This is a genomic window from Macromonas nakdongensis (assembly GCF_002837145.1).
GTDB classification, from domain to species: domain Bacteria; phylum Pseudomonadota; class Gammaproteobacteria; order Burkholderiales; family Burkholderiaceae_C; genus Macromonas_B; species Macromonas_B nakdongensis.
Map to the genome: position 1 here is coordinate 31,132 of NZ_NWMV01000024.1, position 26,036 is coordinate 57,167.

The following is a 26,036-nucleotide window of genomic DNA, read 5'->3' on the forward strand; positions in this document are numbered from 1 at the left end:
CGTGGGCCCTATCAGTTCAATTCGAGTATTCAGAACTGCCCTCTGTGTCATCGAAGACATGGGCAATTGGGTGTCACAAACAACGACCGCTCGGTCTGTCCTCCAGTTGTCCATGAACGACGGTACTGCAACTCTGGACGACCAATCGCCTAGCGGGCGGTTGGAATGTCACCTGGATGCTTTTGACCGAAGGGTTTGGATACGGTCACCCAGACTGGCCCAGGCGTTGCGCATCGGTGCTTCATACTGCGCCCGCTGGTAAATTCGCTTGACCTTCTTCTCCTCAATGTGGTTCAGGCAACGCTCCACCACATCAGGCAGCACGCCCAGTTCGGCCATGTAAGTCGCTCCTGTACGCCGTAGGTCGTGCGGCGTCCATCGACCACCCGGCAAAACCAGCCCGTCGACGACCTTGGAGCGACCTGACATCGGTTTTCCACTTGAGCGTTGGCGATCACCCACCTGCTTGGTCACGGTTTTCTCGCAAACGTGATCAGCAAAATCTGGCTGGTCCTTCTTCTGCCGCCGAGCAGGAAACAACCAAGGTGTCAGTCCGGTCATCTCCTTCAGGCGCTTCAGGCAATCCACAGCAAAGTCGCTAAGGTAGATGTCATGCCGACGGCCATTCTTGGTTTCAGGCAAGGTCCAAAGACGTCGAGTGAGATCCACGTGCTCCCAGCGAGCACTCAGGACCTCCCCAATCCGAGCCAATGTCCCCAGCTGCAGCATCAAGGCCAGCTGGGCGGTGTCGGTCAAGCCTGACGACGGAAGCCTGCGGAACAACTCGATCACCTCGTCCTCAGTGAGCACCCGATCACGTTCTACATCTGCCCCCAGGCGAGCCTTCTTGATGCGAGCCGTGGGATCCGCTGGAATGTAATCGCGGTCGAGTGCGAACCCGAACATTTGCCGCAGATCGGCCAAGGTCTTCTTGGCAGTCCGCACCATGGTCATGGTTTCGGTGGCGCGGCCTTTGATGGTGTCCACGATCTCTTGGATGTGTGCCTTGGTCACGTCCTCTGCAGCCATCTCTCCGATCAGTGGAAAAACGTCCCGGTTGAATGAACGCTCCACCTCTGCACCCTTGTCCGCACGCTGGATCAACTCCAGTCTCTGCCACTGTCCAAACAGCCCCTTTACGCTGAGCCTGGCCTCTTTCTCAGCCAATTGTTGTAGCCGCTGCTTTTGAACGAGGATGGCCTCTTGTCGGTCGGCCTCGATCTTGAGCAGCTCTGCTTCGCGCTCGGCCTCCAGTCGCAGGCGATCTGCTTGTTTTTGGACCTCTTCTTGCTCGCGGGCAAGCTGGCTCTGTTGAACCGGGTCTATCCCACTTTTGACCAACCCTTTGGTCTTGTCGCGCTCTGCTCGAATATCGGTGATGCCACGATCAGGCCAAGTTCCCAGACGGACGTTACGCTTGAGCCCCTGAAACTTGTAAGTCAGAAAAAAATTGACGCTAACCCCACCGTCTTTGGCGACATGTACCCTCCCCCAGACCGATTGGCCATCCGACAGGATGCGCCCCCCATCAGCGGGTTTCAGGGCTTCAAGCTCTTTGATGGTGAGAGTCAAGGTGAGGGTTCTCCAGAGAGCGCTGATCGAGTTCCTTTGGCTTTGAATGTAGGAACCAATGTAGGAACCGTTGTAGGAACTCTGAGCGCTGGATTGGAGTGTACCGGCTTGGACGCGGCTGTACAAAAAAGTCTACAAAAACAACATAAGTTGTTGTTTTACAATGACTTATCATGACCAGGCTAGACCTCCCTGGACACCCCTGGAAAGTACCTTAATTAGATGGGGTGCAAGGGGTCGCGAGTTCGAATCCCGCCACGCCGACCATAAAAAACAACGGGTTACAGATCACAAGTCTGTAACCCGTTTTGTTATTCAGGGTTGGGCTGCACTTTTACCCGCCACAGTTGGCGCCGGTTGTGTAGGACAGCGTCACCGCTGAATGAGCCGCCCCAGGCTTCAAAGAACCCGGCTGGCTCAAGCTGACACCTCTGCAGAGGTGCTGCGGTGGGCGACTCAAGCCGTCAACCACCGCTGAATTTCTGCCTTGGCGGGTATGCGGCCGCTGGCCACCACCTGCTCGTTGATGACCAGCGCGGGCGTGGACAGGATGTCGTAGGCCAGGATGGCCTTCATGTCGGTGACCTTCTCGACATCGGCCTCCACACCAGAGGCGGCCACGGCGTCACGCGCCACCGCTTCCAACTTTTTGCAGTTGGCGCAACCCGAACCCAGAATCTTGATTTTCAACATCGGTTTTCCTTGGTCAATCACACACCATCAAGCCCCCACCGCGGCGGACTGGCGCCGGTGCAAGACCCGCAACAAGGCACCCAGCACGGCCAAGAAGGCAACGAGGCCCCACGTAAGCCGCCAGACGGACATGCCGTCCACCCATGAACCGTACAGCCAACCGGCCACGACGCCGAACAGGGCGACCCAGCCGACGTAGGCGAAAGTTTTCGGGCGGCCCATCACGGCCATCACCATCAGGATGCTTTGCAGGCTCAGCTCCGGGTCGGCCATCAGGTAGGCCAGCAACGGGCCGGGGTGCATGCCCAGGTCCAGGAACATCTTGGCCACCGGCACCTCGACCAACGTCGGGAAGTACATGAACACGCCGAACACCACCGCCACCAGATTGGCGGTGAGGCTGTTGGTGCCGGCCAGGGTTTCTATCCACTCGGGGCGGATGAGCTGGCGGACCACGCCCACAACAAATACGCCCACCACCAGCAGCCCAAAAATCTGCTTCACAAAGCGCCACGCCTCCCACAGCCAGGCTTGCCGCTCATCGGCGTTCAGGGCATTGGCGCAGCGCCAGACCGCCCACAGGCAGACCGCCACCCCAAAAAATCGGCCGGTGACGGCCAGTTCCAACCCGCCCGCCTGCGGGGTGAACCGCAAGGCGGCCACAAGCAAGGTGGCAGCGGTCAGGCCCAGCGTCGCCCAGGTCCAGCGGTTGGGCCCCTCGATGATGTCTTCCAGGCCCTTCCAGGCGGTCAGCGCAATGGCGAGCAGCAGCAGGATGAGCATGGAACCCTGGAGCGTCACGCCCTCTTCGCCCTTGGCCGCATCGAACGGCACCCAGCGGAACAAGGTGGCTTGCCACGCCTCTGCCCAGCCCAGGGGCAGGTTCAGCGTCGCCACGGTGGTGGTCAGCGGCCAGAGTTTGAGCGTTCCCGCAATCAGCAGCGCCACCATGGACAACAACAAGCCGGTGGCGGCGGGCCCCACGCGTGCCCGTTCGGCAAACAAGGTGTTGGTCTGGGCGTCGTGGGTGGCATCGTCCCGCCAGAACAGCGTGGCCATGAGCAAGCCAATGCCGATGCCGAACAGCAGGCACAGCAAGAAGCGCGCGAACGCGAACTCCACCCCCAGGATGCTGCCCGTGTACGCCAAGGCCATGACGTTGCCGGCCGGTGCGAAGAACAGAAAGGTGATGGCCGGCCCGATGCCCGCGCCCTTGCGGTAGATGCCCCCGAACAGCGGCACGATGGTGCAGGAACAGACCGCCAGCAGCGAACCCGCGGCCGCAGCCGCCGGGTAGGACACATAGGTCGGCGCATGGCGCCCCAACCAGCGGGTGATGCTGGCCTTGGGAATCAGCGCGGTCATGGCCCCTGCAATAAAAAACGCGGGGACCAGACACAGCAGCACATGGGCAGCCAAGTAAGCCGCCAGGTTGCCAACTCCACCGCCCAACAAGTGAAAAACCTGGTCCATGTGATTCCCTTTGACCGGCTCAGTCTAATTTCAACACCTGGGCAGTCGTTTGACCCGCGTCAACCCATGCCCAGGTGATTCACCCCCGACTGTGGCGAACCGCAAGGGCCCGCCCACAGCCTCAGACACGTTGCCCGGCCCGCCCTACCACCAGCTCGCCGTCTTCCTTGGTGAAAGGCCCTTGCTGCGGGGCCGGCAGGATGTCCAGCACCACCTCAGACGGCCGGCACAGGCGCACACCCAGCGGTGTCCGGACGATGGGCCGCTGGATCAGGATGGGGTGTTGCTCGATGGAGTCCAGCAATTGTTCGTCGCTCAGCGCCGGGTTGCCCAGGCCCAGCGCCTCGTAGGGCGTGCCCTTCTGGCGCAGCACATCGCGCAGGCGCAGGCCCATGGCCGCCACCAGGGCCATCAACTCGGCACGGCTGGGCGGCGTTTTCAGGTATTCGATGACCTGTGGCTCCACCCCGCTGTTGCGAATCATGGCCAGGGTGTTGCGGGAAGTTCCGCATTGGGGGTTGTGGTAGATCGTGATGTCGGTCATGGTCATTTCCCAGGAACAGGCGAGGCGGCGACGTTCGGGCGCCAGGCGTTGACGATGGCGACCAGCGAGAGCATCACCGGCACCTCCACCAGCACGCCCACCACCGTGGCCAACGCCGCGCCGGAGTTGAGGCCGAACAACGAAATGGCCACGGCCACCGCCAACTCGAAGAAGTTGGAGGTACCGATGAGGCAGGCCGGTCCGGCCACCTCGTGCGGCAGCTTGAGCAGCCGTGCCCCCCACCAGCCGATGAAGAAGATGCCGTAACTCTGCAGGACGAGGGGCACCGCGATCAACCCGATCACGCCCGGCTGGGCCACGAGGGTCTGGGCCTGGAAGCCAAACAGCAGCACCACGGTGGCGATCAGCCCCACCACCGACCACGGTTTGAGCGCGGCCACATAGGCCGTCAAGGCCTGCACAGAGCGTTGGAGCAAGAGGTGGCGCGTCAGCATGCCGGCGGCCAGCGGCAACACCACGTAGAGCACGGTGGACAGGACCAGCGTTTCCCAGGGCACGGTCACGTCGGTCACGCCCAGCAGGAAGGCGGCAATGGGGGCAAACGCCACCACCATCACCAGGTCGTTGATGGACACCTGCACCAACGTGTAGTTGGCGTCGCCCTTCACCAACTGGCTCCAGACGAAGACCATGGCGGTGCAGGGCGCCACGCCCAGCAAAATCATGCCGGCGATGTATTCACTCGCAGATTGCGGGTCCACCCACGGGGCGAAAAGGTGCTGGAAAAACAGCACCCCCAGTGCTGCCATGGTGAAGGGCTTGATGAGCCAGTTGACCACCAGCGTGAGCAACAGGCCTTGCGGCCGCTGGCCCACGCCCTTGACGGCCTGCCAGTCGATCTGGATCATCATCGGGTAAATCATCACCCAGATGAACACGGCCACCACCAGGTTGACCTGCGCGTATTCCAACACCGCCACGGCCTCGAACGCCCCCGGCAACCACAGGCCCAGACCCACGCCCGCGGCGATGCCCAGCGCCACCCACACGGTCAGAAATCGCTCGAACAAACCCATCCCATTTCCCCTTGAAACTCCGTCTGCACTGCAAGAGGCCCGCCCGGCCTCCCATGGTTGTGGCTGGCGCTCAGCAGCAGCGGCCGGATGTGGCCGCCCGCTGGTCCGCAGGGGCACAGCAGGCAGCGGCCACCGGCGCGTCCTGCTTTTCACGGAACACCGGGATGTCGCCCAAGGTGTGGAAGTGCTCCCAGGCCATGCCCTGGGGGTCGGTGACCCAGTGCTTCTCGCTGCGGGCGTAGCAGCAGGTGGTCGCGCCCTCGTCCAGCAGAGCCATGTCGGCCGATTGCGCGCGCTGCTTGAGCTCCAACAACTCTTGCTCGTTGTCGGTCTGAATGCCCAGGTGGTCGATGCCCGCCACCTCACCGCGGGTGGAAATGGCGAAGTTCAGCGGTGGGTCGTCCAGCATCCACTTGGCGTAGTCGGACTCGGTGCGGGTCGGCTCGCTGGCGAACAACTGGCGGTAGAAAGCGATGCTCTGTGGCAAATCGCTGACGTGCAGGTGGACGTGAAAGCGTTTCATGCGGTTCCTCTCAGCATTGGGTGCAAGTGGGTGGGGTCGAGGCCAGGCAGGGCTGCCCCTGGCAACACTCGGCGGTCAGAAAGGCCAGCAGCGCGTCCATGGCGGCGAATTCGGCCCGGTAAATGATGTGGCGCCCCTCCCGCTCCGAACGCACCAGGCCCGCGTGGCTGAGTTCTTTGAGATGGAACGACAACGCCGTGGGCGCGACCTGCAGGGTCTCGGCCATGTGCCCGGGGGTCAGGCCGTCTTTGCCGGCCACCACCAACAGGCGAAACAGCTTGAGACGGGTTTCTTGCGCCAGGGCGCCCAGCGCTTTGACGACTTCAGGTTCGTTCACGGTTTTATTCCTCAGGTCGCGTGCGCGGATCGGGTGGGCAGGCCCAGGGTCAGCAGCCAGCACAGGCCCAGCATCGCGGCCGAGCCGATGAGCGCGTACAGCAGCCCGCCCCATTGGTACAACAGGCCGGACAACAGCGTGCCCTGAAAGCGCCCCAGCGCGTTGGCGGCGTAGTAAAAGCCCACGTCTTCGGCGGCCTTTTCGCTGCCGGCATAGGCCAGCACCAGGTAGGAGTGCACCGACGAGTTGACGGCGAACGCAAAGCCAAACACGCCCAGCCCGGCCACCACCACCCATTCCAGGTGGGGCACGTCCAGCACCACCACGGCGGCCAGCGCCACCGGCACCAATGCCAGCAAGGCCGACCACAGGCGCGCGGCGGGCACCTCGCGGCTCAGGCCGTCGGCACTGCGCTTGACGAGGTTCGGCGCCAGCGCCTGCACCAGTCCGTAGCCGATGGTCCAGGCGGCCAGGAAGGTGCCCACCATGGTGAAGGTCCAGCCCACCGAGTACAGAAACACCGGCACGCCCACCACAAACCACACATCGCGCGCACCGAACAGCGCCACGCGGGCGGCGGCCAGGGCGTTGATGCCGGCGTTCTTGGCGAACAGTTCCTTGGCGTTCTTGGAGGCCTTGCTCTTGCCCATCATCTGCGGCAGCGAGGTGACCACACCCAGCAGCACCACGGCCAGCAGACCGGCCATGAGCCACAGCGAGCCCCGGAAACCCAGCGTCTGCAGCAGCACACCACCCAGGAAAAAGCCGAAGCCTTTCATGGCGTTCTTGCTGCCGGTGAACCAGGCCACCCACTTGAACAGCTGGCCGTTGTCCTGTTCCTTGGCGGCGGCTTGAGTCACCTTGATGGCCGACTTGCTGGCGGTCTTGGTCAGGTCTTTGGCCACACCGCAAATGCCTTGCGCCACCACCACCCAGGCCACCGACATCGCAGCGGTCCACTCGGGGTTCAGCAGCGACAACACCAAGAAGCCCATGATTTGGGTCGTGAGCCCCACGGTGAGCATGCGGGTGATGCCGTAGCGTGTGGCCAGCCAGCCACCGATGAGGTTGGCCAGAATACCGGCCGCCTCGTACAGCAGGAACAGGAACGCCAGGGTGAACGGCGAATAGCCCAACTGGTAGAAGTGCAGCAGCACCAGCATGCGCAGGGCGCCGTCGGTGAGGGTGAACCCCCAGTACGACGCCGTGACGATGGCGTAGTTGCGGGCGGCGTGTTGCATCCTCAGAGACCCTGGGCTTCCATGTGCTTGGCCAGGTCCACCATGCGGCAGGCGTAGCCCATCTCGTTGTCGTACCAGGCGTACACCTTGAGCAGCGTGCCGTCGGTCACCAGGGTGGACAGCGCATCGACGATGGAACTGCGCGTGTCGCGGGCGTAATCGGCGCTCACCAGCGGGCGCTCTTCATAGCCCAGAATGCCTTGCAGTGGGCCCTCGGCGGCGGCCTTGAACAGGGCGTTCACCTCTTCGGCGGTGGTGGCGCGTTGCAGCTCGAACACGCAGTCGGTGAGCGAGGCGTTGAGCACCGGGGCGCGCACGGCGTGGCCGTTGAGCTTGCCCTTGAGCTCAGGGTAGATGAGTGCGATGGCGGTGGCGCTGCCGGTGGTGGTGGGGGCCAGGCTCATCATGGCGCTGCGGGCGCGACGCAGGTCTTTGTGCGGGGCGTCCACCACCAGGTTGGTGTTGGTCGGGTCGTGGATGGTGGTGATTTGCCCGTGCTTGATGCCCAGCGCCTCGTGCACCACCTTCACCACGGGGGCCAGGCAGTTGGTGGTGCAGCTGGCGGCTGTGACGATGCGGTCTTTGGCCGGGTCGTAGAGATGTTCGTTGATACCGACCACGATGTTGAGCACACCGCCGGTCTTGACCGGTGCGGCGACGATGACGCGCCGGGCACCGCGGTCCAGGTGGCCTTGCAGGGTTTCGGGGGTCAGGAACTTGCCGGTGCACTCCAGCACCACGTCCACGCCCAAGTCGCCCCAGGGGATGTCGGCGGCTGCGCTGTGGCTGCTGAAGGCGATGCGCTTGTCGCCAATCCGAATTGCGTCCTCGCCTTCGGCGTGGATGTGCTCGCGCCACTTGCCCTGCACCGAATCGAAGGCCAGCAGGTGGGCCGTGGCCGCCGCGCCGCCTTTGAGTTCGTTCACCGCCACCACGTCCAAGCGGTGACCCGCCCGTGGGTCGTCTGAAGGACGCTCTGCCGCGCCCATGGCGGCCCGCAGCGCCAAACGACCGATGCGACCCATGCCGTTGATGCCTACTTTCATGCCAGCTCCAATTGCAATATTTAAACAAATGTTGAATTATTGTATAGCAATGTGTGCCAAACACCCAGGCACCGGTGAAGCCAGCCATCCTTCCGGGCGATGGCGGTGCCTGTCCTGCGGCGGCCGTCAAGCCTCCGCCGCGCCGGGTTCGCGCCGCCGGAACATGCCGTAGCCTTCCATGTGCAGCACCTTGTCGCCGTGCTGGTTGAACATTTCCCAAACGGTGCGCGCCAGGCCCACATCGGGCCGCTTGCTCATGCCGCGCTTTTCGGTCACGGTCTGCCGCAGACTGAGCACATCCCCAGGGTAAACGGGTTTGAGCCACTTCAGGCTCTCCAGCCCCGGCGAGCCCAGGCTGGAGGTTTTGTGCAGAAAGTTGCGCACCATCAGGCCCATGGCCATGCTGCAGGTGTGCCAGCCGCTGGCGCACAAGCCGCCGAACACCGAATGGCGGGCCGCTTCCGGGTCCAGGTGAAAAGGCTGCGGATCGTACTGGCGGGCGAAGTTCACGATCTCCTCGGCCGTGGGGCTGACGCTGCCCATCTCTCGCACCTCCCCCAGCGGCAGATCTTCCCACCAGATTTCGATGTGCGGGCTGAGTTCGGGGCTGATCGCGGTCATGGGGGCTCCAGGTGAAGGGACGGGCCAAAGGGCGGCCAACGCCACAATCTAGCGCGAATCCCCCGTCACCTTTGCGCCGCAGGCGACATCCCAATGTCCGATGCTTCGATGTCGTTGATGTCGATACAAGGTGCGCCTCTTCGTATAGGCTTGCTTGACCACCAGGCAGGCCTGATTCTTGGGCACCATCCGCCAGATGCGCACTGGTTGCTGCTCCAGCTGCTCTTTGAGCTGAACGACGCTCATCTTGAGTCTGGCGTTTTCAAGCAGTTGCTGTCGCCAAAGCTTGAAGTAGTCGGGAGGGATGAGCTCGTCGTTTGCTGATATGACACGGAGACCAGCCCAAAGGTTGGGCAGATCGAGCACCAGAGGAAAAGCGTGCATTATCGCCGCACGCCTTTGCTCGGTATCCATGCTGAGGCGAACCTCAGTGGCACCGACATAGCCCCGCAAGTCGCGGGGGATGCACAGACGAAAATAAAACGTACCGTGTCGGTTGCAGTACAAGTGTGAGGGATCGTCAAGGGCACGGCGGTTCTCCAATGGCACACCAAGATGGCACACCAGTTTGGAAAACGCCCACGCCTTTGACGAAAATTGCAAGTCCATCAATGACTTACAAAGCATGTGGTGGAGCTGGGGGGATTTGAACCCCCGTCCGCAAGCCTTCTTCGCGCAGTTCTACATGTGTAGTCGTCTGATTTGATCTCGTCGGACCAGCCGCGCAGCGACACGCTGCCAGCCCAACCAGCAACCTAAAGTCTCACCGCCAAGCAAGTTGCCCGCTCAACGGCCAGCCCATGTAAGTTCCCTCGCAGTCAGGACAGTCTTGCGACCACCCTCACCCAGCCCATCGGCCAACTGTTGCGAGGCTCACCGGATTAAGCGGCGAGTGCGAAACGTTCGTCGTTTGCAGTTAGTTTTTTTCTGCGGTTTTACGAGGTGACAGAACCTCGACATGCCCTGCTGCGTGCCCGAACCCACGTCGAAACCAATGCAGCCCCTATGCCCGTTAGTTTAAGGCAATTACAGAAAGTTCAAGAGCGCCTGCGGTGTTTCGATCACCGCGTCGGCTCCCCAGCCAGACACGTCGGCCTGCACACCCAGGTAGCCGTAGCAGGCGGCCACAGTCGGCATGCCGGCGGCCTTGCCCGCCACGATGTCGCGCTCGTCGTCACCGACGTACAGGCAGGCCTCTGGCGCCACACCCAGGCGCCGCGCGGCCTCCCACAATGGCGCCGGGTGTGGCTTGGGGTGCGGCGTGGTGTCGCCGCCCACCACGGTGGAAGAACTGGCAAACAAGGGCATGCCTGCGGTCAGCGGCAGGGCAAAGCGTTCGGATTTGTTCGTCACCACCCCCCAGCGCAAACCCTGGCGGCACAAGGCCTCCAGCATGTCCGCCACCCCGTCAAAAGGCTGGGTGCTGCGCGTCATGCAGGCCTGGTAATTGTCGAAGAATTCCTGGCGCAGGCCCTCGAACTCGGGATGGTCGGGGCCGTGACCGAAAGCCACCTGGATCATCCCGCGCGCACCGGCGCCGGCCAGCGGACGGTAATGCACCATGGGCAAGGAGGGCAGCCCGCGCCGCAGCCGCATCAGGTCGGCCGCGTACCCCAGGTCGGGGGCACTGTCGATGAGGGTGCCGTCCAGGTCGAACAGCACCGCCTGCACACCGGTGAACGTCATGCGGCCGCCTTCCGGGTGGAGAACATGTAGTTCACGCTGCTGTCGGCGCTGAGCCAGTAACGGCGGGTCAAGGGGTTGTACTCCATGCCCCGGGTGGCCTGCAGGTCCAAGCCTGCCGAGCGGCAATGCGCGGCCAGTTCGCTCGGCTTGATGAACTTGGCGTACTCGTGGGTGCCTTTGGGCAGCAGCTGCAGCAGGTATTCGGCCCCCAGAATGGCGAACAGAAAGGCTTTGGGATTGCGGTTCAGGGTGGAGAAGAACACCCAGCCGCCCGGTTTGACCAGGGTGGCGCAGGCCTGCACCACCGACGCCGGGTCGGGCACGTGCTCCAGCATCTCCATGCAGGTGACCACGTCAAAGCGGCCGGGGCATTCAACGGCGAGGTGCTCGGCACTGATTTCACGGTAGCTGACGTTCGGGGTCTCGGCCTCCAGGGCATGCAGCTGGGCCACTTTCAAAGCCTTGCTGGCCAGGTCGATGCCCAGCACCCGCGCCCCCTTGCGCGCCATGGCGTCGGCCAGAATCCCGCCGCCACAACCCACGTCGAGCACCTGTTGGCCGGCCAAAGGGGTTTGGCGGTCGATCCAGTCCAATCGCAGGGGGTTGATCTGGTGCAGCGGGCGGAATTCGCTCTCGGTGTCCCACCAGCGGTGGGCCAACTCGGAAAATTTGGCCAGTTCGGCCGGATCGGCGTTCAGGGTTTTGTCCATGCGCAGATTATGGCCACGAAAGCAAGACCCCAAGAAAAAACCGCGCCGAAGCGCGGTTTCTCGGGTCGGAGCAAAGAACCGATCAGTTGGCGCGGGTGCCCACCACTTCGATTTCAACGCGGCGGTTCTTGGAACGGCCTTCCTTGGTCTTGTTGTCGGCCACCGGCTGGGCTTCGCCCTTGCCTTCGGTGTAAACGCGGTTGGCTTCGATGCCCTTGTTCACCAAGTAGGCCTTCACGGCTTCGGCCCGCTTGACGGACAGCTTCTGGTTGTAGGCGTCGGCGCCGGTGGCGTCGGTGTGGCCCACGGCGATGATCACTTCCAGGTTGATGCCCTTGACCTTGCCGGCCAGATCGTCCAGCTTGGCTTTGCCTTCGGGCTTGAGCACGGCCTTGTCGAAGTCGAAGAAAGCGTCGGCGGCGTAGGTCACCTTGGAGGCGGCGACGGGTGCCGGAGCCGGAGCAGGTGCCGGAGCGGCAGCGGCGGGAGCCGGGGCGGCCACAGGAGCCGGAGCGGGCGCCGGAGCGGCGGGCACGATGGCGCCGTCGCAGCCTTGGGCGGCGGTGGCCGGGGTCCAGTTGGCGTCGCGCCAGCACAGTTCGTTGGTGCCGTTCTTCCACACCAGGTCGCCGGAACCGTTCTTCCAGTTGTCGATGGACTGGGCGCCAGCGGCAGTGGCCAGGGCGGCAGTGGCGAACAGCGCTGCGATCTTGTTGAGTTGTTTCATCGATTTCCTCTTGATGTTGGCACAGATGACTCTGCGACTGGGGGTTGGTCGGCCAAGACTTGCAGGCCATGGCTTTTTACTGCGGAATTTATTTTGCCACAAGCCAATGAAAGGGGGCGGGACCGAGGCGACAGGCTGCCATGGCCTGCGCCGGTAAAAGGCAAATGTTGCACGATCGCAACACATGCCTCGCCACTGGGCCACGCCGGCCTTTCCCGCCCCCGGTGCCGACCCCTCTTAAAATGGCAGATTGTCTGCACCATCCACGCCCGCGCCCATGACCTCTTTCGCCAAGGAAACCCTGCCCATCAGCCTCGAAGAGGAAATGCGCCGCAGCTACCTCGACTACGCGATGAGCGTGATCGTGGGCCGCGCCCTGCCCGATGCGCGCGATGGATTGAAACCCGTGCACCGGCGCGTGCTGTACGCCATGCACGAGCTGAACAACGACTGGAACCGGCCGTACAAAAAATCGGCCCGTATCGTCGGTGACGTGATCGGTAAATACCACCCGCACGGCGACAGCGCGGTGTACGACACCATCGTGCGCATGGCACAGGACTTTTCCCTGCGCCACATGCTGGTGGACGGCCAGGGCAACTTCGGCTCGGTGGACGGCGACAGCGCCGCGGCCATGCGTTACACCGAAATCCGCCTGAGCAAGATCGCCCACGAAATGTTGGCCGACATCGACAAGGAAACCGTCGATTTCGGGCCCAACTACGACGGCAGCGAATCGGAACCGCTGGTGCTGCCAGCGCGCCTGCCCAACCTGCTGATCAACGGCTCGGCCGGCATCGCGGTGGGCATGGCCACCAACATCCCGCCGCACAACCTCAACGAGGTGGTGGACGCCTGTCTGCACCTGCTCCAGCACCCGGACGCGTCCATCGACGACCTGATGGAAATCGTGCCGGCGCCGGACTTCCCCACCGCTGGCCTGATTTACGGCATCACCGGGGTGAAAGACGGCTACCGCACCGGCCGCGGCCGGGTGGTGATGCGCGCCAAGTGCCACTTCGAGGACATCGACAAAGGCCAGCGCCAGGCCATCATCGTCGATGAAATCCCCTACCAGGTGAACAAGAAGACGCTGCTGGAGCGCATTGCCGAGCTGGTACACGAGAAGAAGATCGAAGGCATCAGCCACATCCAGGACGAGTCCGACAAGGACGGCATGCGGGTGGTGATCGAGCTCAAGCGCGGCGAAGTGCCCGAGGTGGTGCTGAACAACCTGTACAAGCAGACCCAGTTGCAGGACACTTTCGGCATGAACATGGTGGCGCTGGTGGACGGCCAGCCCAAACTGTGCAACCTGAAGGACCTGATTGACATCTTCCTGCAGCACCGCCGCGAAGTGGTGACGCGCCGCACGGTGTTCAACCTGCGCAAGGCACGCGACCGCGGTCACGTGCTCGAAGGCTTGGCGGTGGCGCTGGCCAACATCGACGAGTTCATCCGCATCATCCGCGAAAGCCCGACACCGCCGGTGGCCAAGGCCGAGCTGATGAACCGCAGCTGGGACAGCCAGCTGGTGCGCCAGATGCTGACCCGCGCCAAGGAAGATGGCACGGTGGTGAATGCCGACGACTACCGCCCCGAAGGCCTGGAGCGCGCCTTCGGCATGCAGGGCGACGGCCTGTACCGCCTGAGCGAAACGCAAGCGCAGGAAATCCTGCAAATGCGCCTGCAGCGCCTGACCGGGCTGGAGCAGGACAAGATCGTCGCCGAGTACAAGGACGTGATGGCCGAGATCGACGACCTGCTCGACATCCTGTCCAAGCCCGAGCGCGTGTCCACCATCATCGGCGACGAGCTGACCGCCATCAAGGCCGAATTCGGCCAGACCAAGCTGGGCGCGCGCCGCAGCGAAATCGAGCACAGCGCGCAAGACCTGAGCACCGAAGACCTGATCACCCCGACCGACATGGTGGTGACGTTGAGTCACAGCGGCTACATCAAGAGCCAGCCGCTGAGCGAATACCGGGCGCAGAAGCGCGGCGGGCGCGGCAAACAGGCCACCGCCACCAAAGAAGACGACTGGATCGACCAGCTCTTCATCGCCAACACGCACGACTACATCCTGTGCTTCAGCAACCGCGGCCGGCTGTACTGGCTCAAGGTCTGGGAGGTGCCGGCGGGTTCGCGCGGCTCGCGTGGCCGCCCCATCGTCAACATGTTCCCGCTGCAAGACGGTGAAAAAATCAACGTGGTGCTGCCGCTGACCGGCGAGATGCGCAAGTTCCCGGACGACCGCTACGTGTTCATGGCCACCAGCATGGGCACGGTGAAAAAAACCGCGCTGGACGAATTCAGCAACCCGCGCAAGGCCGGCATCATCGCGGTGGACCTGGACGAAGGCGACTTTTTGATTGGCGCGGCGCTGACCGACGGCGCCCACGACGTGATGCTGTTCAGCGACGGCGGCAAGGCCGTGCGCTTCGATGAAAACGACGTGCGCCCCATGGGCCGCAACGCCCGCGGCGTGCGCGGGATGATGTTGGAAGAAACCCAGAGCGTGATCGCCATGCTGGTGGCCGAGGACGAACAGCAAAGCGTGCTGACCGCCACCCAAAACGGCTACGGCAAGCGCACCCCGATCGGCGAATACACCCGCCACGGCCGCGGCACCAAGGGCATGATCGCCATTCAGCAATCCGAGCGCAACGGCAAGGTGGTGGCTGCCACCCTGGTGCACGCGGACGACGAGATCATGCTCATCACCGACACCGGCGTGCTGGTACGCACCCGGGTCAGCGAAATCCGCGAACTCGGCCGCGCCACCCAGGGGGTGACGCTGATCAGCCTGGACGAAGGCGCCCAACTGAGCGGCCTGCAGCGCATCGTGGAAAACGACGCGAATGTGGACGCGGGTGGCGACGGTGCGGATGCCTCTGGCGAGGCCGATGCACCCACCGCTTGAGCCTTTCGTTGTCCGATGACTCCGCCGGGCCCTGCCCGGCCCCCACCACCGATTGCCCATGACCCGTCCGTACAATTTTTCCGCCGGCCCCGCCACCATGCCCGAGGCCGTGCTGCAACAGGCCGCCGCCGAGATGCTGGACTGGCACGGCAGCGGCATGGGCGTGATGGAAATGAGCCACCGGGGCAAAGAATTCATCTCGATTTACGAGCAGGCCGAAGCCGACCTGCGCGAGCTGCTGGCGGTGCCCGCGCACTACAAAATTCTGTTCATGCAGGGCGGCGGGCTGGCCGAAAACGCCATCGTGCCGCTGAACCTGTCGCGCGGCCAGCCGATGGACTTTGTGCTCACCGGCAGCTGGAGCCAGAAGTCGGCCAAAGAAGCGCAGAAATACGGCCAGGCCCGCACCGCGGCCAGCGGCCAGGCCAGCCAGTTCACCACCCTGCCCGCCCCCGGCACCTGGCAACTGGGCCGCGACGCCAGCTACGTGCACCTGTGCAGCAACGAGACCATCCACGGCGTCGAATTCCAGGAACTGCCGGACCTGAAAGCGCTGGGCTGCGACGCCCCGCTGGTGATCGATTTTTCCTCCAACGTGCTGTCGCGCCCGGTGGACTGGAACCGCGTCGGCCTGGCCTTTGGCGGCGCACAAAAGAACATCGGCCCGGCCGGCGTGACGCTGGTGGTGGTGCGCGAAGACCTGATCGGCCACGCCCTGCCCATCTGCCCCAGCGCCTTCGACTACAAGCTGGTGGCCGACAACGGCTCCATGTACAACACGCCGCCCACCTACGGCATCTACATGGCCGGGCTGATCTTCCAGTGGCTCAAGGCCCAGCGCGAAGGCGACAAGACCGGCGTAGCGGCCATGGAGGCGCGCAACACCGCCAAAGCCGCTTTGCTGTACGACTTCCTCGACCAATCGGCGTTTTACGAAAACCGCGTGGCCAAGGATTGCCGTTCGCGCATGAACATCCCCTTCTTCCTGAAGGACGAAAGCCGCAACGACGCCTTCCTGGACGGCGCCAAGGCGCGCGGCCTGCTGCAGCTCAAGGGCCACAAATCGGTGGGCGGCATGCGCGCCAGCCTCTACAACGCCCTGCCCATCGAAGGCGTGCAGGCGCTGGTGGACTACCTGCGCGAATTCGAGCGCACCCAAGCTTAAAGCCCCACCCGCGCGGAGACCCCCCCACATGACCGACCCCCAACCGACCGGCAACGGCCCCGTGCAAAGCGAGGCGCTGGGCACCCTGCGCGTGCAGATCGACGCCATCGACCAGCAACTGCTGAGCCTGCTCAACCAACGCGCCCTGGTGGCCGAACAGGTGGGCGCCATCAAGCGCGCCGAGGGCTCGCCCTTTTTCCGGCCCGACCGCGTGGCCCAGGTCATTGAAAAAATCCAGAACGCCAACCAGGGCCCGCTGCTGAACCAGCATGTGGGCGCCATCTGGCGCGAAATCATGTCGGCCTGCCTGGCGCTGGAGGCGCCGCAGCGGGTGGCGGTGCTGGGCCCGCAAGGCACGTTCTGTGAGGAAGCCGCGATCGAATACTTCGGCAGCGCCGCCAACCTGATCTACTGCGCCAACTTCGACGAGGTGTTCCACGCCACGGCGGCAGGCACCGCCCAGTACGGCGTGGTGGGCATGGAGAACTCGACCGAAGGGGTGGTGGCGCGCTCGCTGGACCTGTTCCTGCGCTCGCCCGTGCACGTGGTGGGCGAAGTCAGCCTGCTGGTGCGCCACAACCTGATGTGCCAGACCAACGCCCTCGACGGCATCGAGGTGGTGATGGCACACCCCCAGGCGCTGGCCCAGTGCCAGAACTGGCTGACGCAATACCTGCCCAACGCGGAACGCCGCGCTGTGGCCAGCAACGCCGAAGGCGCCCGTCTGGCGGCCACCAACCCGGCTTGGGCGGCGATCGCCAGCGAACGCGCCGCCGCGCAATTCGGCCTGCACATCGTCTCGCACGCCATCCAGGACGAGGCCTACAACCGCACCCGCTTCGCCGTCATCTGCCTGCCGCAGACGCTGGCCACCCCGCCGGCCTCGGGCCAGGACTGCACCAGCATCGTGGTGTCGGTACCGAACCGCCCCGGCGCCGTGCACGATTTGCTGGTGCCGCTGAAGAACAACGGCGTTTCGATGACGCGCTTCGAATCGCGCCCGGCCAAATCGGGGCAGTGGGAGTACTACTTCTACATCGACATCGCCGGCCACCCCAGCCAGCCGCACGTGGCCGCCGCCCTGCGCGAACTGCAGGGCCTGTGCGCCTTCTACAAGGTGCTGGGCGCCTACCCGGTGTCGGACTGAGGACCGCGGCGATGTTCGAACAACTGGGTCTGATCGGCTGCGGCCTGATGGGCGGCTCCTTTGCGCTGGCCTTGAAACGGGCCGGTCTGGTCAAGCGGGTGGCGGGGTACAGCAAGTCGCCCAGCACCTTGCAGCGCGCGCGCGCACTGGGCGTGATCGACGTGGAGGCACCGTCGGCCTTGCTGGCCGTGTCGGGCGCCGACATCGTGCTGGTGGCCGTGCCGGTGGCCGCCACCGAAGACACCTTCAAAACCATCCGCCACCTGATCGGCCCGGACACCCTGCTGATGGACGTGGGCTCGACCAAAGGCGACGTGGTGGCCGCGGCCCGGCGTGCCCTGAAGGAGCACCTGGCCGGCTTCGTGCCGGCCCACCCGATCGCCGGCAAGGAAACGGCGGGCGTGGACCACGCCGACGCCGACCTGTACCAAGGCTGCCAGGTGGTGCTGACCCCTTTGCCCGAAACCGACCCCACCCAGGTGCAACGGGCCAGCGCGGTGTGGACCGCCCTGGGCGCCCGGGTGCGCCAGATGAGCGCGCAGGACCACGACGCCGCCTACGCCACCGTCAGCCACCTGCCGCACCTGCTGGCCTTTGCGGCCATGAACGCCATCCAGGCCCAGCCCGAGGCACAGCGCTTCCTGGCCCTGGCCGGTCCGGGTTTTCGCGATTTCACCCGCATCGCGGCCAGCGACCCCAGCGTCTGGCGCGACATCCTGCTGGCCAACCAGGCCGAGGTGCTGACCCAGTCCCGACACTTCCGCGCCGCGCTCGACGCGCTGGAGGCCACCATGCGCGACCAGGACCCGCTGGCCTTGCAGCGCCTGATCCGCCAGGCCAGCGCGGCGCGCGCGGGTTGGCCCGGACCGGCCGGCACACCCGCCCTGCCCGCAGCCTCCACCGACTCGCCCTGACCCACCCGGCTGGGCCGCCATCGGCGCCCCGCCATCCCGCTTGACCCGGCCATGTATTCGACCCATTTTCTCGACCTCCCTCCCCTGCACAGCGCCGGCGGCACGGTGCACCTGCCCGGCTCCAAGAGCATCTCGAACCGGGTGCTGCTGCTGGCGGCCTTGAGCGAGGGCGACACCACCGTCCACGACCTGCTCGACTCCGACGACACCCGGGTCATGCTCGACGCCCTGGACGCGCTGGGCTGCGGGGTGGAGCGCCTGCCCGGCCAGACCGTGAAGGTGCGCGGCCTGGGCGGTCAGCTGCCGGTGCGCCAGGCCCGGCTGTTCCTGGGCAACGCCGGCACGGCCATGCGCCCGCTCACCGCCGCCCTGGCCTTGCTGGCGAGCCAGCACGGCGGTCAATTCGAGCTCAGCGGCATCCCGCGCATGCACGAACGCCCGATCGGCGACCTGGTGGACGCATTGCGCCAACTGGGCTGCCCGGTGACATGCCTCGGCAACGAAGGCTACCCGCCACTGCGCCTGGGCCATGGGCAGGCGACCACGCTGGCCCTGGACCAGCCGATCCGCGTGCGCGGCGACGTCTCCAGCCAGTTCCTCACCGCCCTGCTGCTGGCCCTGCCGCTGGTGGCGCGGCACGACGTGCGCATCGAGGTGGTGGGCGAACTGATTTCCAAACCCTACATCGAGATCACGCTGCAGCTGCTGGCGCGCTTTGGCGTGGTGGTGCAGCGCGAGGGCTGGGCCGCCTTCACCATCCCGGCCGGCAGCCGCTACCGTTCGCCGGGCAGCATCCACGTCGAGGCCGATGCCTCTTCCGCCAGCTACTTCATCGCCCTGGGCGCACTGGCGCCGGCCCGCGCGGGGCACGACGGCATCACCGTGCAGGGCGTGGGACTGGCCTCGATCCAGGGCGACATCCGCTTCGTCGAAGCCGCGCAGGCCATGGGCGCGGAGGTCAGCGGCTCGGCCAATGCGCTGCACATCCAGCGCGGCGCCTGGCCGCTGCGGGCTATCGACCTGGACTGCAACCACATCCCCGACGCGGCGATGACGCTGGCGGTGATGGCGCTGTACGCCGACGGCCCCAGCACGCTGCGCAACATCGCCAGCTGGCGGGTGAAGGAAACCGACCGCATCGCCGCCATGGCCTGCGAGCTGCGCAAACTGGGCGCGCAGGTGGAGGAAGGGGCCGACTTCATCCGCGTCTGGCCGCTGGCGGCCGCCGGCTGGCGCGCCGCGTCCATCCACACCTACGACGACCACCGGGTGGCCATGTGCTTCTCGCTGGCGGCCTTCAACCCGGGCGGCGTGCCGGTGCGCATCGAAGACCCGAAGTGCGTGGCCAAGACCTTCCCCGACTACTTCGAAACCCTGTTCGGCGTCTGCCAGGCGGCGCCCGCGGCCATCCCGGTGATCTGCATCGACGGCCCGACCGCCTCGGGCAAGGGCACGCTGGCGGCCGCCGTGGCCCAGGCGCTGGGCTTTGGCCTGCTGGACTCGGGCGTGCTGTACCGGCTGGTGGGCTTGGCCGCCGAACGCGCCGGCCTGGCCACCGACGAGGCCGCGCTGCGACAACCGGACAGCGCCGAGCGCCTGGGCACGCTGGCGCGCGAGATGCCCGTGGCCTTTGCCGGCGACCGGGTGCTGCTCAACGGCGAGGACGTGAGCGACGCGGTGCGCACCGAAGCCGCCGGCATGGCCGCCTCGCGCGTGTCCGCCGTGCCGGCAGTGCGCCAGGGCCTGCTGGAACTGCAGCACCGCTGCCGCGCCCTGCCCGGCCTGGTGGCCGACGGGCGCGATATGGGGACCGTGATCTTCCCGGACGCGCCGCTCAAGGTGTTTCTGACGGCCAGCGCCGAGCAACGCGCCGAACGGCGCCATAAGCAATTGATTTCCAAGGGCACTCCTGCTAAACTCGAAAACCTTTTGGCGGACCTCAAGGCCCGCGACCTGCGCGATTCATCGCGTCAGGACGCCCCGTTAAAGCCCGCCGAAGACGCCTTCCACCTCGACAACTCCGAGCAAACCATCGAGCAATCGGTGGAGCAGGTGCTGGCCTGGTGGGCGGCGCAGCGCCCCTTCACGGGGGCGTGACCCCCAGCCCCGCAAGGGGCGATGGCCCCAACGGCCCCGCCGGATGTTTCTGAATCCGCAGGCCCGAGGGATCTCAACCTGCAACCCGTTTGGCCGCTAGGCCGAGCGTCTTTGTACTCGCCGCGCGCCAATCCTCCATTCAGCCGGGTGCGCGGTCTAGGAAACCACATGTCTGAATCTTTTGCCGCCCTGTTTGAAGAATCGCTGCAACGCGCCGAAATGCGCCCGGGCGAGGTCATCACCGCCGAAGTCGTTCGCGTCGAGCACAACCACGTGGTCGTCAACGCCGGCCTGAAGTCCGAAGCCTACGTGCCCATCGCAGAATTCAAGAACGACCAGGGCGAACTCGAAGTCCAAGTGGGTGACTTCGTGTCCGTGGCCGTGGAAGCCGTGGAAAACGGCTACGGCGACACCATCCTGTCGCGCGACAAGGCCAAGCGCCTGGCTTCTTGGATGGCCCTGGAAAAGGCCCTGGAATCCGGCGACTTCGTGACCGGCACCACCGGCACCAAGGTCAAGGGCGGCCTCAAGGTCATGGTCAACGGCATCAGCGCCTTCCTGCCGGGCTCGCTGGTGGACAGCCGTCCGACCAAGGACCTGACCCCGTACGAAAACAAGACCCTGGAATTCAAGGTCATCAAGCTGGACCGCAAGCGCAACAACGTGGTGCTGAGCCGCCGCGCCGTGGTCGAAGCCTCCATGGGCGAAGAGCGCGCCAAGCTGATGGAAACCCTGCGCGAAGGCGCGATCGTCAACGGCGTGGTCAAGAACATCACCGAATACGGTGCCTTCGTGGACCTGGGTGGCATCGACGGCCTGCTGCACATCACCGACATGGCCTGGCGCCGCGTGCGTCACCCGTCCGAGGTGGTGCAGGCTGGCCAGGAAGTCACCGCCAAAGTGCTCAAGTTCGACGCCGAGAAGCAGCGCGTCAGCCTGGGCCTGAAGCAGATGGGCGACGATCCGTGGATGGGTGTGGCCCGCCGCTACCCCTCCGGCACCCGCATGTTCGGCAAGGTCACCAACATCGCCGACTACGGCGCGTTCGTGGAACTGGAGCCGGGCATTGAAGGTCTGGTGCACGTGTCCGAAATGGACTGGACCAACAAGAACGTGGCCCCGAACAAGCTGGTGTCGCTGGGCGACGAAGTCGAAGTCATGGTCCTGGAGATCGACGAAGACAAGCGCCGCATCAGCCTGGGCATGAAGCAGTGCAAGGCCAACCCGTGGCACGAGTTCGCCGAGCAGACCAAGCGCGGCGACCGCGTCAAGGGCCCGATCAAGTCCATCACCGACTTCGGCGTGTTCGTGGGTCTGGCCGCCGGCATCGACGGTCTGGTGCACCTGTCCGACCTGTCCTGGAACGAAGCCGGCGAAACCGCCGTGCGCAACTTCAAGAAGGGCCAGGAAGTCGAAGCCATCGTGTTGGGCGTGGACGTCGAGCGCGAGCGCATCAGCCTGGGCATCAAGCAGCTGGACAGCGACCCCTTCACCACCTTCGTGTCGATCAACGACAAGGGCGCGACCGTGACCGGCAAGGTCAAGACCGTGGATGCCAAGGGCGCTGAAATCGACCTGGGCGAAGACATCGTCGGCTACCTGCGCGCTTCGGAAATCTCCCGCGACCGCGTGGAAGACGCCCGCAACGTGCTGAAGGAAGGCGACGAAGTGACCGCCGTGGTGGTGAACGTGGACCGCAAGACCCGCAACATCCAGCTGTCCGTCAAAGCCAAAGACATGGCCGAACAGCAAGAAGCCATGGCCAGCCTGAGCCAGAACTCCGGCAACGCCGGCACCACCAGCCTGGGCGCACTGCTGCGCGCCAAGCTGGACAACAACGGTTAATTCTTAACCGCTGCACTGGGGCCCGGTGCGCTACGCGTCGGGCCCTTTTTCATGGTTTCAACCCGTCGATGACATGACCCGAAGCGATCTTGTGGAAGCGTTGGCGGCACGGTTTGCGCAACTGGGCCAGCGCGACGCCGAATGGGCGGTCAAGGCCATCCTGGAAGCGATGTCGGACGCCCTGGTGCGCGGCCAGCGCATCGAAATCCGCGGTTTCGGCAGCTTTTCCGTGAACCACCGGCCGCCCCGCATCGGGCGCAACCCGCGCTCCGGTGAAAGCGTGGCGATCCCGGAAAAACGGGTGCCGCATTTCAAGCCGGGCAAGGCCTTGCGCCAGGCCGTGGACGCGGCCACGGGCGAGGCCCCGTGACCCCCAGCGGACCCGACAGGGGCCGCTACAATGCCCCCACCACTGAGGGGATTGTGTGAAATACCTCGCGTGGCTGCTCAAGGCAGCCATTTTTTTTCTTGTGTTCGCGTTCGCCCTGAACAACCAGGACGACGTGCGCCTGAACCTGCTGTTCGGCGCCTACTGGCACGCCCCGCTGGTGCTGGTGCTGCTGGCCGCCCTCACCCTGGGGGTGTTCCTCGGGATCGCGGTGATGCTGCCCCTGTGGCTGCGCGCGCGCCGGCAGGCCCAGCGCGCCGTGGCCGAACCGGCGCCCTCCCCCGACACCGGCCCCGACGCCCAGGACAGCGTGCCCCATGGTATTTGACTTCACCTGGCTGCTCTGGGCTTTGCCGCTGGTGTTTGCCCTGGGCTGGCTGGCCTCGCGCTTCGACCTGCGGCAGTGGCGGCTGGAGGGTCGACAAGCGCCCCGGGCCTATTTCCGCGGACTCAACCACCTGCTCAACGAACAGCAGGACCAGGCGATCGACGCCTTCATCGAGGCCGTGCAGCACGACCCCGACACCTCCGAACTGCACTTTGCCCTGGGCAACCTGTTCCGCCGCCGTGGCGACTACGACCGCGCGGTGCGCGTGCACGAACACCTGCTGGCCCGGGGCGATCTCGCCACCAAAGACCGTGAACGCGCCCAGCAGGCGCTGGCCCAGGACTTTCTGAAGGCCGGCCTGCTGGACCGGGCCGAAGCGGCCCTACTGAAACTGCAGGGCACGGCCTTCGAGGCCGAAGCCGAACTGGCCCTGCTCGCCATTTACGAGCGCAGCCGGGACTGGGACAAGGCCGCCGACACCGCCGCGCGCTTGGAAGGCCGGGAGCAAGGCAGTTTTCGCCTGCGCCTGGCGCACTACCGCTGCGAACAGGCACAGCAACTGCGCCAACAAGGCCACACCACCGAAGCCCTGGCCATGCTGGAAAGCCTGGTGGACCAGGTGCCCGACTCGGCCCGGGCGTGGGTGGCCCTGGCCGACATGCGCCAGTCGCTGGGCAACACCGAAGGCGGTCTCCAGGCCCTGGAAGCCCTGGCCGTGCACGCCCCCCTGCACTTGCCGCTGGTGGCACACAACCTGGTGCAGTGGGCCCGCCTGTGCCACGCGCCCCAGCGTGCCGAACAGTTGCTGCTGCAATACCGCCAGCAGCACCTGCCCTCGCTCGACGTGACACAGGCCCTGGCCAGCCTGCAGAACGACCCAGAGCAAGGCCGCCGGCTTTACCTGGAGCACCTGCAGCAGGAACCGTCGCTGGTGGCGGCCGGCTTCTGGCTGACGGGCACCCACTTCGGTGAAACCGAGCCGGAAAAGCTGGTCAAACAGGCCATCGACCGCGCCAGCGAACCGCTCAAACGCTACCGCTGCGCGGCCTGCGGCTTCGAGGCCCGCCAGTACTTCTGGCAATGCCCGGGTTGCCAAGGCTGGGACAGTTACCCGCCCAAACGCGTCGAAGAACTCTGACGCGCGACGCCAGCCCCACCGCCCTCAAGCGGCGGTGTGGGGCATCAGGATCGACACGTCGAGCACGCGGTACAGCCGACCGCCCTTGTCCAGCGGCTGGATCGCACCTTCACGCACCAGGGCACTGATCTCGCGGCTCACCGTCTCCAGCTTCAGGTCCATCATCGCGCCCATTTCCTCGCGCGCGAACAGGGTGGTGACGCCCGGGTCGGTGGCGTGCCGCATCTTCAGGACGAAGTTGCAGACGCGTTGCCGCGCCGTGCCGAAATTGATGGCCGCCAGCCAGTCGTCGGCCTCTTTCAAGGCCTGCTGCCACTTCTGCAACAGGCGCCAGTGCAGGCGGGGCGAGTGCTGGCTCAGGCGGTGGATGACGTCGGTCGGGATGCGGCAGACGCTGACGTCGGTCATGGCCACGGCCTCGCTGTCGTAGCGGCCGGTGGCCAGGGCTTCCAGACCGGCCACGTCACCGGGTCGCAGCAGGCGCAGGATGCGCTGGCGCCCGTCGGGGGTGAAACGGGTGAGCTTGATCAGGCCGGAGCGCAGAGTGAAGATGCCGGTGGCCGAGGCGCCCTCCAGGTAAAGGGTTTGCCCGCCGCGGTGGCTCAGATCGTCGATCGGGGCGTGGATCAGACCGAAATCGTGTTCGTTCAGGTCGGCAAACAGGACCATGTCGCGGATGCCACAGGCCTGGCAGTCGGCGGTGCCGCGCCAAGCCGATTCGGTTTTGATCGGGATCATGGGGGCCGATTGTCGCCGCAATACCGGTGTAAAACGGCCGTCAGCGGCATACCCCCACGGGTTCGGCAGGCATCACGCCAGGCACGGGGCCAGCTCGCCCCGGTCGTAGCGTTGCTGCATCGCCTCCAGGCTGTGCACCCGGGTGATCTTGCTGGCCATGCCGGCGCTGCCAAAGGCCTGGTAACGCGCGGCGCAAATGGCCTGCATGGCCTGGGTGGCGGCTTGGTAGAACTTGCGTGGGTCGAAGTTTTTGCGGTCTTCGGCCAGGTGCTGGCGGATGGCGCCGGTGCTGGCCATGCGCAGGTCGGTGTCGATGTTGACCTTGCGCACGCCGTGCCGGATGCCTTCGACGATTTCGGCCACCGGCACGCCGTAGGTCTGGCCCATCTCGCCGCCGTGGCGGTTGATGGTGGCCAGCCAGTCTTCGGGCACGCTGGAGCTGCCGTGCATGACCAGGTGCACGTTGGGAATGCGGGCATGGATGGCCTTGACGCGGTCGATGCGCAGGACCTGGCCGGTGGGTTTGCTGCTGAATTTGTAGGCGCCGTGGCTGGTGCCGATGGCGATGGCCAGGGCGTCCACCCCGGTCTGCTGGACGAAGTCGGCGGCTTCGTCGGGGTCGGTCAACAGTTGGGCGTGGTCGAGTTGGCCTTCGGCGCCGTGGCCATCTTCCTCCCCCGCCTGGCCGGTTTCCAGGCTGCCCAGACAACCCAGCTCGCCCTCCACCGACACGCCGCAGGCGTGGGCCAGATCGACCACCTGGCGCGTCACGCGCACGTTGTAGCCGTAGCTGGCGGGGGTCTTGCCGTCTTCCTTCAGGCTGCCGTCCATCATCACCGAGCTGAAGCCGGACTGGATGGCGCGCCCGCAGACGCCGGGCGAGGCACCGTGGTCCTGGTGCATGCAGACGGGGATGTGTGGGTACATCTCGACCGCGGCGGCCACCAGGTGGCGCAGAAAAGGCTCGCCGGCGTAACGGCGGGCACCGGCCGAGCCTTGCAGGATGACCGGGCTGTCGACCGCCGCGGCGGCCTGCATGATGGCCTGGATCTGCTCCATGTTGTTGACGTTGAAGGCGGGCAGGCCGTAGCCGTGTTCGGCGGCGTGGTCCAGCAGCTGGCGCAGGGTGATGAGGGCCATGGG

General features: G+C 65.3%; 25 protein-coding genes and 1 other RNA gene. 9 read left to right on the forward strand and 17 right to left on the reverse strand.

Annotation, left to right across the window (positions count from 1 at the left end; all coding sequences use genetic code 11):
• Positions 1 to 168: 168 nt before the first annotated feature.
• From CON77_RS04535 to ompA, 15 genes are all read right to left on the reverse strand, one after another.
• The gene (locus CON77_RS04535; protein WP_157826843.1) at positions 169 to 1,572 is read right to left on the reverse strand and encodes a site-specific integrase; all 1,404 of its coding nucleotides are present in this window, start codon (positions 1,570 to 1,572) and stop codon (positions 169 to 171) included.
• Positions 1,573 to 2,028: 456 nt separating this feature from the next.
• Positions 2,029 to 2,265 (reverse strand): thioredoxin family protein, encoded by a 237-nt coding sequence (locus CON77_RS04540; RefSeq protein WP_101047957.1) that lies wholly within the window; start codon positions 2,263 to 2,265, stop codon positions 2,029 to 2,031.
• Between the two features lie 27 nt (positions 2,266 to 2,292).
• A complete protein-coding gene (locus tag CON77_RS04545) occupies positions 2,293 to 3,738 on the reverse strand; it encodes a permease (RefSeq protein WP_101047958.1) in 1,446 nt (481 codons plus the stop codon).
• Between the two features lie 121 nt (positions 3,739 to 3,859).
• Positions 3,860 to 4,282 carry an arsenate reductase (glutaredoxin) gene (gene arsC, locus CON77_RS04550; protein ID WP_101047959.1) on the reverse strand — a complete coding sequence of 141 codons (423 nt, stop codon included), beginning with the start codon at positions 4,280 to 4,282 and terminating at the stop codon, positions 3,860 to 3,862.
• Positions 4,283 to 4,284: 2 nt separating this feature from the next.
• A complete protein-coding gene (arsB, locus tag CON77_RS04555) occupies positions 4,285 to 5,319 on the reverse strand; it encodes an ACR3 family arsenite efflux transporter (protein ID WP_101047960.1) in 1,035 nt (344 codons plus the stop codon).
• Positions 5,320 to 5,389: 70 nt separating this feature from the next.
• Positions 5,390 to 5,842 (reverse strand): ArsI/CadI family heavy metal resistance metalloenzyme, encoded by a 453-nt coding sequence (locus tag CON77_RS04560; RefSeq protein WP_101047961.1) that lies wholly within the window; start codon positions 5,840 to 5,842, stop codon positions 5,390 to 5,392.
• Between the two features lie 10 nt (positions 5,843 to 5,852).
• Positions 5,853 to 6,179, reverse strand: coding sequence for an ArsR/SmtB family transcription factor (locus tag CON77_RS04565; protein WP_101047962.1), 327 nt, complete (start codon positions 6,177 to 6,179; stop codon positions 5,853 to 5,855).
• A gap of 11 nt (positions 6,180 to 6,190) precedes the next feature.
• Positions 6,191 to 7,420 (reverse strand): organoarsenical effux MFS transporter ArsJ, encoded by a 1,230-nt coding sequence (gene arsJ, locus CON77_RS04570; protein ID WP_198552267.1) that lies wholly within the window; start codon positions 7,418 to 7,420, stop codon positions 6,191 to 6,193.
• 2 nt (positions 7,421 to 7,422) lie between these two features.
• A complete protein-coding gene (locus CON77_RS04575) occupies positions 7,423 to 8,466 on the reverse strand; it encodes an ArsJ-associated glyceraldehyde-3-phosphate dehydrogenase (protein ID WP_101047964.1) in 1,044 nt (347 codons plus the stop codon).
• A gap of 126 nt (positions 8,467 to 8,592) precedes the next feature.
• Complete coding sequence (locus tag CON77_RS04580) at positions 8,593 to 9,087, reverse strand: MaoC family dehydratase (RefSeq protein WP_101047965.1); 495 nt, start codon at positions 9,085 to 9,087, stop codon at positions 8,593 to 8,595.
• 48 nt (positions 9,088 to 9,135) lie between these two features.
• Complete coding sequence (locus tag CON77_RS04585) at positions 9,136 to 9,696, reverse strand: DUF6538 domain-containing protein (protein WP_157826844.1); 561 nt, start codon at positions 9,694 to 9,696, stop codon at positions 9,136 to 9,138.
• A gap of 19 nt (positions 9,697 to 9,715) precedes the next feature.
• Positions 9,716 to 10,091, reverse strand: a transfer-messenger RNA (tmRNA) gene (ssrA, locus tag CON77_RS04590).
• 22 nt (positions 10,092 to 10,113) lie between these two features.
• Positions 10,114 to 10,773, reverse strand: coding sequence for a phosphoglycolate phosphatase (gph, locus tag CON77_RS04595; RefSeq protein ID WP_101047967.1), 660 nt, complete (start codon positions 10,771 to 10,773; stop codon positions 10,114 to 10,116).
• Positions 10,770 to 11,483: a bifunctional 2-polyprenyl-6-hydroxyphenol methylase/3-demethylubiquinol 3-O-methyltransferase UbiG gene (ubiG, locus tag CON77_RS04600; protein WP_101047968.1), complete on the reverse strand. Its 714-nt coding sequence runs from the start codon at positions 11,481 to 11,483 to the stop codon at positions 10,770 to 10,772. Before ubiG ends, gph begins: the two co-directional genes overlap by 4 nt.
• 82 nt (positions 11,484 to 11,565) lie before the next feature.
• Entirely contained in the window at positions 11,566 to 12,210 is a 645-nt protein-coding gene (gene ompA / locus CON77_RS04605) for an outer membrane protein OmpA (protein ID WP_101047969.1), read from the reverse strand.
• 277 nt (positions 12,211 to 12,487) lie between these two features.
• Between ompA and gyrA the strand changes: the two genes are divergently transcribed.
• From gyrA to lapB, 9 genes are all read left to right on the forward strand, one after another.
• Positions 12,488 to 15,133: a DNA gyrase subunit A gene (gene gyrA, locus CON77_RS04610; RefSeq protein ID WP_101047970.1), complete on the forward strand. Its 2,646-nt coding sequence runs from the start codon at positions 12,488 to 12,490 to the stop codon at positions 15,131 to 15,133.
• A 58-nt stretch (positions 15,134 to 15,191) separates the two neighbouring features.
• Positions 15,192 to 16,298, forward strand: coding sequence for a 3-phosphoserine/phosphohydroxythreonine transaminase (gene serC / locus CON77_RS04615; RefSeq protein ID WP_101047971.1), 1,107 nt, complete (start codon positions 15,192 to 15,194; stop codon positions 16,296 to 16,298).
• Between the two features lie 28 nt (positions 16,299 to 16,326).
• Positions 16,327 to 17,445, forward strand: coding sequence for a prephenate dehydratase (gene pheA / locus CON77_RS04620; protein WP_101047972.1), 1,119 nt, complete (start codon positions 16,327 to 16,329; stop codon positions 17,443 to 17,445).
• Between the two features lie 11 nt (positions 17,446 to 17,456).
• Positions 17,457 to 18,359, forward strand: a complete 903-nt coding sequence (locus CON77_RS04625) for a prephenate dehydrogenase (RefSeq protein WP_101047973.1) — start codon at positions 17,457 to 17,459, stop codon at positions 18,357 to 18,359.
• Between the two features lie 51 nt (positions 18,360 to 18,410).
• Positions 18,411 to 20,456, forward strand: coding sequence for a bifunctional 3-phosphoshikimate 1-carboxyvinyltransferase/cytidylate kinase (locus CON77_RS04630; protein WP_101047974.1), 2,046 nt, complete (start codon positions 18,411 to 18,413; stop codon positions 20,454 to 20,456).
• 168 nt (positions 20,457 to 20,624) lie between these two features.
• Positions 20,625 to 22,301 carry a 30S ribosomal protein S1 gene (gene rpsA / locus CON77_RS04635; RefSeq protein WP_101047975.1) on the forward strand — a complete coding sequence of 559 codons (1,677 nt, stop codon included), beginning with the start codon at positions 20,625 to 20,627 and terminating at the stop codon, positions 22,299 to 22,301.
• Between the two features lie 73 nt (positions 22,302 to 22,374).
• Complete coding sequence (locus CON77_RS04640) at positions 22,375 to 22,671, forward strand: integration host factor subunit beta (RefSeq protein ID WP_101047976.1); 297 nt, start codon at positions 22,375 to 22,377, stop codon at positions 22,669 to 22,671.
• A gap of 55 nt (positions 22,672 to 22,726) precedes the next feature.
• On the forward strand, positions 22,727 to 23,017 hold the full coding sequence (locus CON77_RS04645) for a LapA family protein (protein WP_101047977.1): 291 nt from the start codon (positions 22,727 to 22,729) through the stop codon (positions 23,015 to 23,017).
• Positions 23,007 to 24,155, forward strand: coding sequence for a lipopolysaccharide assembly protein LapB (lapB, locus tag CON77_RS04650; protein ID WP_101047978.1), 1,149 nt, complete (start codon positions 23,007 to 23,009; stop codon positions 24,153 to 24,155). The genes CON77_RS04645 and lapB overlap by 11 nt, the downstream gene beginning before the upstream one ends.
• A 24-nt stretch (positions 24,156 to 24,179) precedes the next feature.
• Here the strand turns inward: lapB and CON77_RS04655 are convergent, their stop codons facing one another.
• On the reverse strand, positions 24,180 to 24,893 hold the full coding sequence (locus CON77_RS04655) for a Crp/Fnr family transcriptional regulator (protein ID WP_101047979.1): 714 nt from the start codon (positions 24,891 to 24,893) through the stop codon (positions 24,180 to 24,182).
• 72 nt (positions 24,894 to 24,965) lie between these two features.
• Positions 24,966 to 26,033, reverse strand: coding sequence for a class II fructose-bisphosphate aldolase (gene fba, locus CON77_RS04660; protein WP_101047980.1), 1,068 nt, complete (start codon positions 26,031 to 26,033; stop codon positions 24,966 to 24,968).
• Positions 26,034 to 26,036: the final 3 nt, after the last annotated feature.

Bases quoted from the DNA above. Each gene is read 5' to 3' on its own strand.
- CON77_RS04540 (WP_101047957.1), bottom strand. From the start codon at position 2,265: ATGTTGAAAATCAAGATTCTGGGTTCGGGTTGCGCCAACTGCAAAAAG.
- CON77_RS04545 (WP_101047958.1), bottom strand. From the start codon at position 3,738: ATGGACCAGGTTTTTCACTTGTTGGGCGGTGGAGTTGGCAACCTGGCG.
- arsC (WP_101047959.1), bottom strand. From the start codon at position 4,282: ATGACCGACATCACGATCTACCACAACCCCCAATGCGGAACTTCCCGC.
- arsB (WP_101047960.1), bottom strand. From the start codon at position 5,319: ATGGGTTTGTTCGAGCGATTTCTGACCGTGTGGGTGGCGCTGGGCATC.
- CON77_RS04560 (WP_101047961.1), bottom strand. From the start codon at position 5,842: ATGAAACGCTTTCACGTCCACCTGCACGTCAGCGATTTGCCACAGAGC.
- arsJ (WP_198552267.1), bottom strand. From the start codon at position 7,420: ATGCAACACGCCGCCCGCAACTACGCCATCGTCACGGCGTCGTACTGG.
- CON77_RS04575 (WP_101047964.1), bottom strand. From the start codon at position 8,466: ATGAAAGTAGGCATCAACGGCATGGGTCGCATCGGTCGTTTGGCGCTG.
- CON77_RS04580 (WP_101047965.1), bottom strand. From the start codon at position 9,087: ATGACCGCGATCAGCCCCGAACTCAGCCCGCACATCGAAATCTGGTGG.
- CON77_RS04585 (WP_157826844.1), bottom strand. From the start codon at position 9,696: ATGGACTTGCAATTTTCGTCAAAGGCGTGGGCGTTTTCCAAACTGGTG.
- gph (WP_101047967.1), bottom strand. From the start codon at position 10,773: ATGACGTTCACCGGTGTGCAGGCGGTGCTGTTCGACCTGGACGGCACC.
- ubiG (WP_101047968.1), bottom strand. From the start codon at position 11,483: ATGGACAAAACCCTGAACGCCGATCCGGCCGAACTGGCCAAATTTTCC.
- ompA (WP_101047969.1), bottom strand. From the start codon at position 12,210: ATGAAACAACTCAACAAGATCGCAGCGCTGTTCGCCACTGCCGCCCTG.
- gyrA (WP_101047970.1), top strand. From the start codon at position 12,488: ATGACCTCTTTCGCCAAGGAAACCCTGCCCATCAGCCTCGAAGAGGAA.
- serC (WP_101047971.1), top strand. From the start codon at position 15,192: ATGACCCGTCCGTACAATTTTTCCGCCGGCCCCGCCACCATGCCCGAG.
- pheA (WP_101047972.1), top strand. From the start codon at position 16,327: ATGACCGACCCCCAACCGACCGGCAACGGCCCCGTGCAAAGCGAGGCG.
- CON77_RS04625 (WP_101047973.1), top strand. From the start codon at position 17,457: ATGTTCGAACAACTGGGTCTGATCGGCTGCGGCCTGATGGGCGGCTCC.
- CON77_RS04630 (WP_101047974.1), top strand. From the start codon at position 18,411: ATGTATTCGACCCATTTTCTCGACCTCCCTCCCCTGCACAGCGCCGGC.
- rpsA (WP_101047975.1), top strand. From the start codon at position 20,625: ATGTCTGAATCTTTTGCCGCCCTGTTTGAAGAATCGCTGCAACGCGCC.
- CON77_RS04640 (WP_101047976.1), top strand. From the start codon at position 22,375: ATGACCCGAAGCGATCTTGTGGAAGCGTTGGCGGCACGGTTTGCGCAA.
- lapB (WP_101047978.1), top strand. From the start codon at position 23,007: ATGGTATTTGACTTCACCTGGCTGCTCTGGGCTTTGCCGCTGGTGTTT.
- CON77_RS04655 (WP_101047979.1), bottom strand. From the start codon at position 24,893: ATGATCCCGATCAAAACCGAATCGGCTTGGCGCGGCACCGCCGACTGC.
- fba (WP_101047980.1), bottom strand. From the start codon at position 26,033: ATGGCCCTCATCACCCTGCGCCAGCTGCTGGACCACGCCGCCGAACAC.